This window comes from Stenotrophomonas maltophilia (assembly GCF_013464915.1).
Classification (GTDB): Bacteria; Pseudomonadota; Gammaproteobacteria; order Xanthomonadales; family Xanthomonadaceae; genus Stenotrophomonas; species Stenotrophomonas maltophilia_AT.
In genome coordinates, this window is the sequence record NZ_RAVT01000063.1 from 24,051 (window position 1) to 32,607 (window position 8,557).

The following is an 8,557-nucleotide window of genomic DNA, read 5'->3' on the forward strand; positions in this document are numbered from 1 at the left end:
CCAGGCTCAGCGCGCCTCACCATCCTCGGCGGCACCACGAAGACGGCGCTCGGCGCGCGCATCCAGCGCACGCCGGCCTTCCTTGATGGCGTCCTGCAGCACACCCAGGCGTACGCGCCATTCGGCCTTCAACTGCCAGTCGGCCATCCGCATCAACTCGCCGGCGCGGTTGGACGCACGCATCAGGCCGAGGTTGCTGGCAACGCCCTTGATCGCATGGGACTGCTCGCGGAACACCTCCCACTGCGCGGCTTCACCCGCCTGCTCGGCCTTGCCCATGCAGCTCGCTGCGTCCTCCAGGCACTGGCGGATGAACTCACGCTCGAACCCTTCACCCATTCCCAGTGACGCCAGCTCGTCCAGCACGCTGCTGTCGAGCACGCCATCCTGCAACGGCGCAGCAGGTCTCACGACCGGGGCGGCCATGGTCCTCAACTGGGCATTGCTTGCGATCTCGGCCAAGGTGTCGAGCAGCCGTACCGCCACCACCGGCTTGGCCAGGAAGGCATGGGCACCGGCCTGGGTGCAGCGCTGGATCGCCTCCGGCGTAACATCGGCACTGAGCACCAGCACCGGCGTGCGCGGACCACCGCCGGCCTGCATCACGCGCAGTTCCTTGAGCATGTCCAGCCCACTCATGCCCGGCATGTGCAGATCGACGATGACCGCATCGAACTCGCTGTCGGCCAACGCGTCCAGAACGGCTTCACCACCGTCGACGCACAGCACCCGGTGACCGGCCTTCTGCAGCAGGCGCTGCAGCACCATGCGGTTGGCCTCGTGGTCGTCGGCCACCAGGATCTGCATGCTGCGCACGCGCGCGCGATGGCGCAGGAATGGATCGGCAAAGGCGATCACGTTCCCGCCGGGCCCCGCGTCCTCCTCGCCGGACAGGGTCGGGACCGCGCCCGGCACCATCGGTTGCGGTGGCGCGAAGGGCAGCTCGACCCAGAAGTGACTACCGCGCGGTGGGTTCTCCAGATAGCCGATGTCGCCGTCCATCGCTTCGACCAGGCCCTTGGCGATGGTCGTGCCCAGTCCCGTGCCCTCATGACGGCGCGCCATGCTGACATCCGCCTGCTCGAAGGCATCGAACAAGCGCGCACGCATCGCCGGCGCCACGCCGATGCCGGTATCGAAAATGTCGAAGCGCAGGCGCACCGCGCCGCTGGTATCTGCATGCACCACGCCGACGCGGATCTCGACCCGGCCGTGGTCGGTGAACTTGACTGCGTTGCCCGCCAGGTTCAACAGGATCTGCCGCAGGTGCCCGACGTCGCCGCGCACGCGCGGTGGCACGCCGTCGGCAACCTTCACCCGGTAATCCAGGCCCTTGGCCCTGGCCTGCGGCATCAGGATCAACCCGATCGCCTGGATCACGTCGGTCACGGCGAAATCCTCGGCCACCACGCGCAGCTTGCCGGCCTCGATGGCAGAGATATCCAGCACCTCCTCCACCAGCGCCAGCAGGCTGCGCGAAGACGCCTGGATGGTGTTGAGGCACTCGCGCTGCTCATCATCCAGGCGCGTGGTCGCCAGCACTTCGGTCATACCGTTGAGGCCATTCAACGGGGTGCGGAACTCGTGGCTCATGTTGGCCAGGAAGCGGCTCTTGGCCTCGCTGGCGCGCCGGGCCTCGGCCATCGCTTCGGTCAGCTGCCGCAGCAGCGTGGAGAAGTACAGCGGCACTGCGGCCAGTCCGAGCCAGAGGCCGATGGCCAGGCGGAAATTCTGCATCCAGTACGGCGTCTGGAGCACGGTGAAGCCGAAGCTCACCATGGCCATTGCCACTGCCACGTACAGGTAGTGGTTGCCGAACCGCATGCCGTTGCCGACCGTCACCCACATCACCACGATGTAGACCCAGGCCAGCGGCTCACCCATCTGCACCATGCCGGCCGCGATCAGGCCGTAGTCGGCCAGCATGCCCAGCACGCGGCGCGCATCGGAACGCGCCGGTCGCCACAGCAGCCAACCGAACAGCAGCAGGGACAGGCTCAATCCGGTCAGCACGATCGCCAGCACGCCCACGTACTGCCCATGCGGCAGATCGTGGCGCGGCGCCGGCAACAGCACGTAGGCAAGGATCAGGCTGATCAGGACGATACGGACAATCTGCTGGCCGTGCTCGCTGTCCTGCCGCTGGGACAGGCGCAGCCGCAGCCGCGACAACAGGCGTTTCACGCGCCCAGCCCCGGGCGTGCGGACGCCATCGAATGCTCGGCGCAGATCTGGTCCAGCTGCTCACGGCCGCGCATCAGCGCATCCACGCAGCGCGGATCGAACAGTCGCCCACGCTGGGCGTACAGATAAGCCAGTGTGGCTTCCATGGTCCATGCTTCCTTGTACGGACGGGGCGAGATCAGTGCATCGAAGACGTCGGCGACAGCAACGATCCGCGCTTCCAGCGGGATCGCCTCGCCGACCAGGCCATCGGGATAGCCGCTGCCGTCATAGCGCTCGTGGTGGCGCAGCGCGATGAGCGCGCCCACCTGGATGAAACGGTTCTGGCTGCCACTCAGCAGCTCGTGGCCGATGCGCGGGTGCCGGCGCATGATTGCCAGCTCCTCGTCGTTGAGCTTGCCCTGCTTGAGCAGTACCGCATCGGGAATGGCGATCTTGCCCATGTCGTGCAGCGGGGCCGCCATCTCGATCAGCTTGACGTCATCCTCGGGCAGGCCCAGCTGCTCGGCGATCAGCCCGGCCACGCGGGCCATGCGTTCGAGGTAGGCACTGGTGCCGGCATCACGGAACTCGATGGCCCGGGCCAATCGGGACAGGGTTTCGCGTTCGCGCTCTTCGACCTCGTGCATGCTGGCCAACAGGCGCTGCTCCAGCGACAACGCCCGCTGTTTCACGTTCTCGGTCTGCTGGCGCAGCTGCAGCAGGTTGTAGCAGCGCGCGCGCAGTTCGCGCGGGCGGATCGGCTTGACCAGGAAATCGATCACGCCGGCCTCCAGCGCTGCCTGCCGGATCGGCTCGTCACCGACCACGGTGATCAGGATCACCGGGATGTCGCGGTGCTTGGGCAGGCGACGGAAACGACGGGCGAACTCCAGCCCGTCCATCTCCGGCATGCGGTAATCAAGCAGCAGCAGGTCGACCGGGTGCGCCTCGCACCAGGCCAATGCGGTCAGCGGATCACCGAAGTCATACACGCTCAACTCCGGCGCGATGTCTTCGATGACGTGACGCAGCATCGTCCGCGCGGACGTCTGGTCGTCAACAATGACGATGTTCAACGCGTACTCCGCCTGGTTTCTCGACCATGCTGGATCATCAGCAGGCGAGGATACCCTGCTGCTGCGAACGCTCGCACCCTGCATCGGCCCGACTCCCGTGTCATGCGTCCCGGTTCATGATCGTCATCGCATTGTGAAGCGGACTCTCCACAATGCGTCATCCCCCTGACGCCGATCAAGCCATAACGGACGTCAAGGTAGTGCATTAACGATACGCCGAGTGCGGGAGGCGTCAAATGCGCCGTCTCGTTTCGCGACGGCGCGCACAATCAGGAGTCAGAAAAGCGACTTACTGCTCCGGACGCATGTAGGGGAACAGCAGTACGTCGCGGATCGAACTGCTGCCGGTCAGCAGCATCACCAGTCGATCGACACCGATGCCAAGGCCACCGGTCGGCGCCATACCGTACTCCAGCGCACGGATGTAGTCGGCGTCGTAGTGCATCGCCTCGTCGTCGCCGCCTTCCTTCGCGGCCACCTGGGCCTGGAAACGCTGCGCCTGGTCTTCCGGGTCGTTCAGCTCGGAGAAGCCGTTGGCCAGCTCCTTGCCGTTGACGAACAGCTCGAAGCGATCCGTATAGCCCGGATCGTTGTCATTGGCACGGGCCAGCGGCGAGACCTCGACCGGATGGTCGGTGATGAAGGTCGGCTGGATCAGCGTGTGCTCGACGGTGGCCTCGAAGATCTCCAGCAACAGCTTGCCCCAGCCGTAAGACGGCTTGACGCGGATCTTCAGGCGCTCGCAATGGCGCAGCAGCGCGTCACGGTCGGTGCAGTCGGCCGCGGAGATTTCCGGGTTGTGGTGGCGCACCGCTTCATCCATGCGCCAGCGGCGGAACGCCGGGCCCAGGTCGATCTTCGCGCCGTCCCATTCCACTTCGGTGCCACCGTTCACGGCCTTGGCCACGTCACGGATCACGCCTTCGGTCAGGTCCATGATTTCGTTGTACGTGGCATAGGCCTCGTACAGTTCCATCATGGTGAATTCCGGGTTGTGGCGGGTGCTCACGCCTTCATTGCGGAAGTTGCGGTTGATCTCGTACACGCGCTCCAGGCCGCCCACGGTCAGGCGCTTGAGGTACAGCTCCGGCGCCACGCGCAGGTACAGGTCCAGGTCCAGCGCATTGTGGTGGGTGGTGAACGGCTTGGCCGCCGCGCCGCCGGGGATGTAGTGCATCATCGGCGTCTCGACTTCCAGGAAGTCGCGGTTGTCCAGCCAGGCGCGCATGGCGCGGATGATCTTCGAGCGCTTGATGAACACCGCGCGCGATTCCGGGGTCACGATCAGGTCGACGTAACGCTGGCGGTAGCGCTGCTCGACGTCGGCCAGGCCGTGCCACTTGTCCGGCAGCGGGCGCAGCGATTTGGTCAGCAGGCGGATCGACTCGGCCTTGACCGACAGTTCGCCGGTCTTGGTACGGGTCAGGCCGCCTTCGACGGCGATGATGTCGCCCACGTCCCAGCCCTTGAAGGCGGTGTAGGCATCACCCAGCACGGCCCCCTGCAGGAACAGCTGGATACGGCCGGACTCGTCCTGGATCTGCGCGAAACTGGCCTTGCCCATGATGCGCTTGGCCATCAGGCGGCCGGCCATCTTCACCTGGCGGCCGTTGCCTTCCAGCGCCTCGGCGGTCCAGGTTTCAGCGTTGGCAAACTCCTCCTGCAGGCGGCCGGCGAAATCCTCGCGACGGAAGTCGTTCGGGTACGCGATGCCCTGCCCACGCAGCGTTTTGAGTTTCTCGCGGCGCTCGGCGATCAACTTGTTTTCGTCAACGGGGGGGGTATCGGTAGCTTCGCTCATGGATCTGCGGGAATCGTGTAGTGAGGGGGGATGCTGCGCCCGGCACGGCCGGTTGCCCAGCATACCAAAACCGCCCTGCCCCGGCCTCGGCCGCCCCCTGCCCCGGTAGCAGCCTGGGGTCAGATCCCTTTTGCGAAGCAAAAGGGATCTGACCCCATCCAGGACCCTGCCTGGACCCTGGATATCTACCTGTTCGCGGGGAACGCCTGCCGCAGCTCGTCCACCAGCACCCGCTGGTTCTCCGAGTAATCGATCGGCACCGACACCAGGTGCACGCCACCCTCGTTGAACGCCGCTTCCAGCGTCGGGATGAACTGCTCGATGGCCGTCACCTCATGCCCCTTGCAGCCATAGGCTTCCGCATACTTCACGAAATCCGGGTTGCTGAAGGTCATGCCGTAGTCGGTGAAGCCATCCACCGCCTGCTTCCAGCGGATCATCCCGTAGGCGCCGTCGTTGAGGATCAGCACCACCAGGTTCAGGCCCAGCCGCCGCGCGGTCTCCAGCTCCTGGCTGTTCATCATGAAACCGCCGTCGCCGCACACCGCCAGCACCCGCCGCTGCGGGTACAGGATCGAGGCCATGATCGCCGACGGCAGGCCCGCTCCCATCGTCGCCAGCGCGTTGTCCAGCAGCAGCGTATTGGCCACCTGGGTGCGGTAGTTGCGCGCAAACCAGATCTTGTACATGCCGTTGTCCAGCGCCACGATGCCGTCCGGCGGCATCACCTGGCGCACGTCATGCACAAGCCGCTGCGGAGTGAAACCCGCCTCCTCGGCACGGTCTGCCAGATGCTCCAGGATGGTCGCGCGCAGCGGCAGCAGCGCATCGGCGTTCGGCACCGCGCCTTCGATACGGTCGGCCAGCTGGGTCAGCGAACGACCGATATCGCCGATCACTTCCACCTGCGGGAAGTACACCTGCTCCACCGCCGCCTGCGAGTAACCGATATGGATCACGGTCGGCCCACCCGGGCGCATCACGAATGGCGGCTTCTCGGTGACCTCATGGCCGATGGTCACGATCACGTCGGCCTGGTCGATGGCCATGTGCACGTAATCGCGCTCGGTCAGCGCCGCGGTGCCCATGTAAAGGCCGGAGCCGCCGGCCACCGCACCCTTGCCCATCTGCGTGGTGAAGAACGGAATGCCGGCGCGCAGCACGAACGCCGACAGCGCCTCGCTGGACTGCGGCCGTGAGGCGGCCGAGGCGATCATCAGCAGTGGGCGCTTGGCATTACGGATGATCCCGGCCGCGCGGTCCAGCGCCTCCGGGCTGGCAATCGGCCGATCCACCGCATGGGTCGGAATGAGGGAAACCCCCTCCACCTCGGTGGCGGCGATGTCCTCGGGCAGCTCCAGCAGCACCGGGCCGGGGCGCTCTTCCTGGGCCACACGGAATGCCTCGCGCACGATCGTCGGAATGGTGCGCGCCGAGACGATCTGCCGCGCCTGCTTGGTCAGCGGCTTCATCGTGCTGACGATGTCGACGATCTGGAAGCGCGCCTGCTTGCTGGCGACGATGCCCTTCTGGCCGGTGATCATGATGACCGGCCATGCACCGAGCAGTGCATAGGCCGCGCCGGTGGTGAAGTTGAGCGCACCGGGGCCGAGCGTGGCCAGGCAAACACCCGGCTTGCCGGTCAGGCGGCCGTAGGTGGCGGCCATGAACACCGCCGCCTGTTCGTGGCGGGTGATCACCAGCTCGATGCTGGAATGGCGGAGTGATTCGACCACGTCGAGGTTCTCCTCGCCGGGAATCCCGAAAATACGCTCGACGCCCTCGTTCTCAAGCGCGGCGACAAGCAGATCTGAACCCTTGGACATTGGAATGCCGTCCTTTTCGCTGGACTGATGGTGGATCGTTGCAGGAAGGATGGAAGCTGTGCGTCAACGCTTGTCGAACCACACCGTCTGCGCGTTGACGAATTCGCGGATGCCGAAGTGCGAGAGCTCGCGGCCGAAGCCGCTCTTCTTCACCCCGCCGATCGGCACGCGCGGATCGGAGGCGGAGAAGCCGTTGACGAACACGCCGCCGGTCTGCAGCCGGCGTGCCAGCTGCATGGCCCGCGCGCGGTCGCCGGTCCACAGGTTGCCGCTGAGGCCGAACTCGCTCTGGTTGGCCAGTTCCACCGCATGGTCGGCGTCGCGGGCGCGGCTGATCGAGGCCACCGGCCCGAAGGTCTCGGTATCGAAGGCCTGCATGCCTGGCTCCACCCCGGCCAGCACGGTGGGCGCATAGAACGCGCCCGGGCGATCCAGCTGGTGCCCGCCGACCAGCAGCTGCGCACCGGCATCGACCGAAGCGCGTACCTGCGCGTCCAGCTGCTCCAGCAGGTCCTGGCGTGCCATTGGGCCGATGCGGTTGCCGGGGTCGCGGCCATCGCCAATGGTCAGTGCCTGCACTTTCTGGCAGAACTGGGCCACGAAACGATCGTAGACCGCCTCTTCGACGATGATGCGCTTGCCGGCGATGCAGACCTGCCCGGTGTTCTGGAAGCGGGAGGCGACCGCCGCATCGACGGCCGCATCAAGATCGGCATCGGCCAGCACGATGAACGGATCGGAACCGCCCAGTTCCAGCACCACCTTCTTCAGCGCCTGCCCGGCCTGGGCAGCGATGCTGCGGCCGGCGGCCACGCTTCCGGTCAGGGTGACGGCGGCAATGCGGTCATCGGCAATCGCGCGGCTGGTGCCGTCGCGGCTGATGTTGGCGGCGATGAAGGTGCCCTCCGGCAGCCCGGCATCGCGCCAGGCCGCGTCGAGCAGCTGCGCGGTGCCGACGATGTTCTCGGCCGGCTTCAGCAGGAAACCGTTGCCGCCCATCAGGATCGGCACTGCCGCCCGCATCACCTGCCAGTACGGGAAATTCCACGGCATGATGCCCAGCACCACGCCCAGCGGCAGGTAAGAGACGTAGGCCTTGTCGTCGGGTACCTGGGTCGGTTCGTCGCGCAGGAACCGGGCCCCGTTGTCGGCGTACCAGTCGCACAGCACGGCACACTTTTCGATCTCGGCCAGCGATTCGGCCTGGACCTTGCCCATTTCAGCGGTGGCCAGCGCAGCCAGCTTCTCGCGGTCGCGGCGCAGCACGGCGGCCATCGCGCGCAGCACCTCGGCCCGCTGCTCCAGGCTCCTGGCGCTCCAGGCAGCGAAGCCAACCTGGCCGCGATCGAGGATGGCTTCCAGTTCGGCATCGGTGGCAAAGGGATGGCTGGCGATCTGCTGGCCGGTGGCCGGATCGCGGGAAATAGCAGTAGTGGGGGCAGCGGACATGCAGGTCTCCTGGTGTCTCGACAACGGGCGGCGGCCCGTCTCCTGCACAGGAATGTGGACCCGATCGACGGGCACAACAAGGCGTCTACTTATCCTGTGACCTGCACTTACCTGCCTGAATGGGGTTATCGGCAGGGCTGCGCCCTGCACCCGCTACGATCCAGAGCAACAGCAACAGCAACAGCCGAAGCAAGAGCGGGTTCCCTGTAGGTAGGCGGGGTGGGTCCGGTTGCGGGAGA

At 66.2% G+C, this 8,557-nt stretch carries 5 protein-coding genes; all 5 read right to left on the bottom strand.

The features are described from left to right. Nucleotides 1-6: 6 nt before the first annotated feature. A complete protein-coding gene (locus D7T59_RS19315; protein WP_180853274.1) occupies nucleotides 7-2,184 on the bottom strand; it encodes a response regulator in 2,178 nt (725 codons plus the stop codon). Beyond that, nucleotides 2,181-3,326, bottom strand: coding sequence for a cyclic di-GMP phosphodiesterase response regulator RpfG (rpfG, locus tag D7T59_RS19320; protein WP_106550808.1), 1,146 nt, complete (start codon nucleotides 3,324-3,326; stop codon nucleotides 2,181-2,183). Before rpfG ends, D7T59_RS19315 begins: the two co-directional genes overlap by 4 nt. Nucleotides 3,327-3,531: 205 nt before the next feature. After that, complete coding sequence (gene lysS, locus D7T59_RS19325; protein WP_164137957.1) at nucleotides 3,532-5,043, bottom strand: lysine--tRNA ligase; 1,512 nt, start codon at nucleotides 5,041-5,043, stop codon at nucleotides 3,532-3,534. Nucleotides 5,044-5,228: 185 nt separating this feature from the next. Beyond that, a complete protein-coding gene (locus tag D7T59_RS19330; protein WP_180853272.1) occupies nucleotides 5,229-6,869 on the bottom strand; it encodes an acetolactate synthase large subunit in 1,641 nt (546 codons plus the stop codon). Nucleotides 6,870-6,932: 63 nt separating this feature from the next. Beyond that, nucleotides 6,933-8,318, bottom strand: a complete 1,386-nt coding sequence (locus D7T59_RS19335) for an NAD-dependent succinate-semialdehyde dehydrogenase (protein WP_180853270.1) — start codon at nucleotides 8,316-8,318, stop codon at nucleotides 6,933-6,935. Nucleotides 8,319-8,557 lie beyond the last annotated feature (239 nt).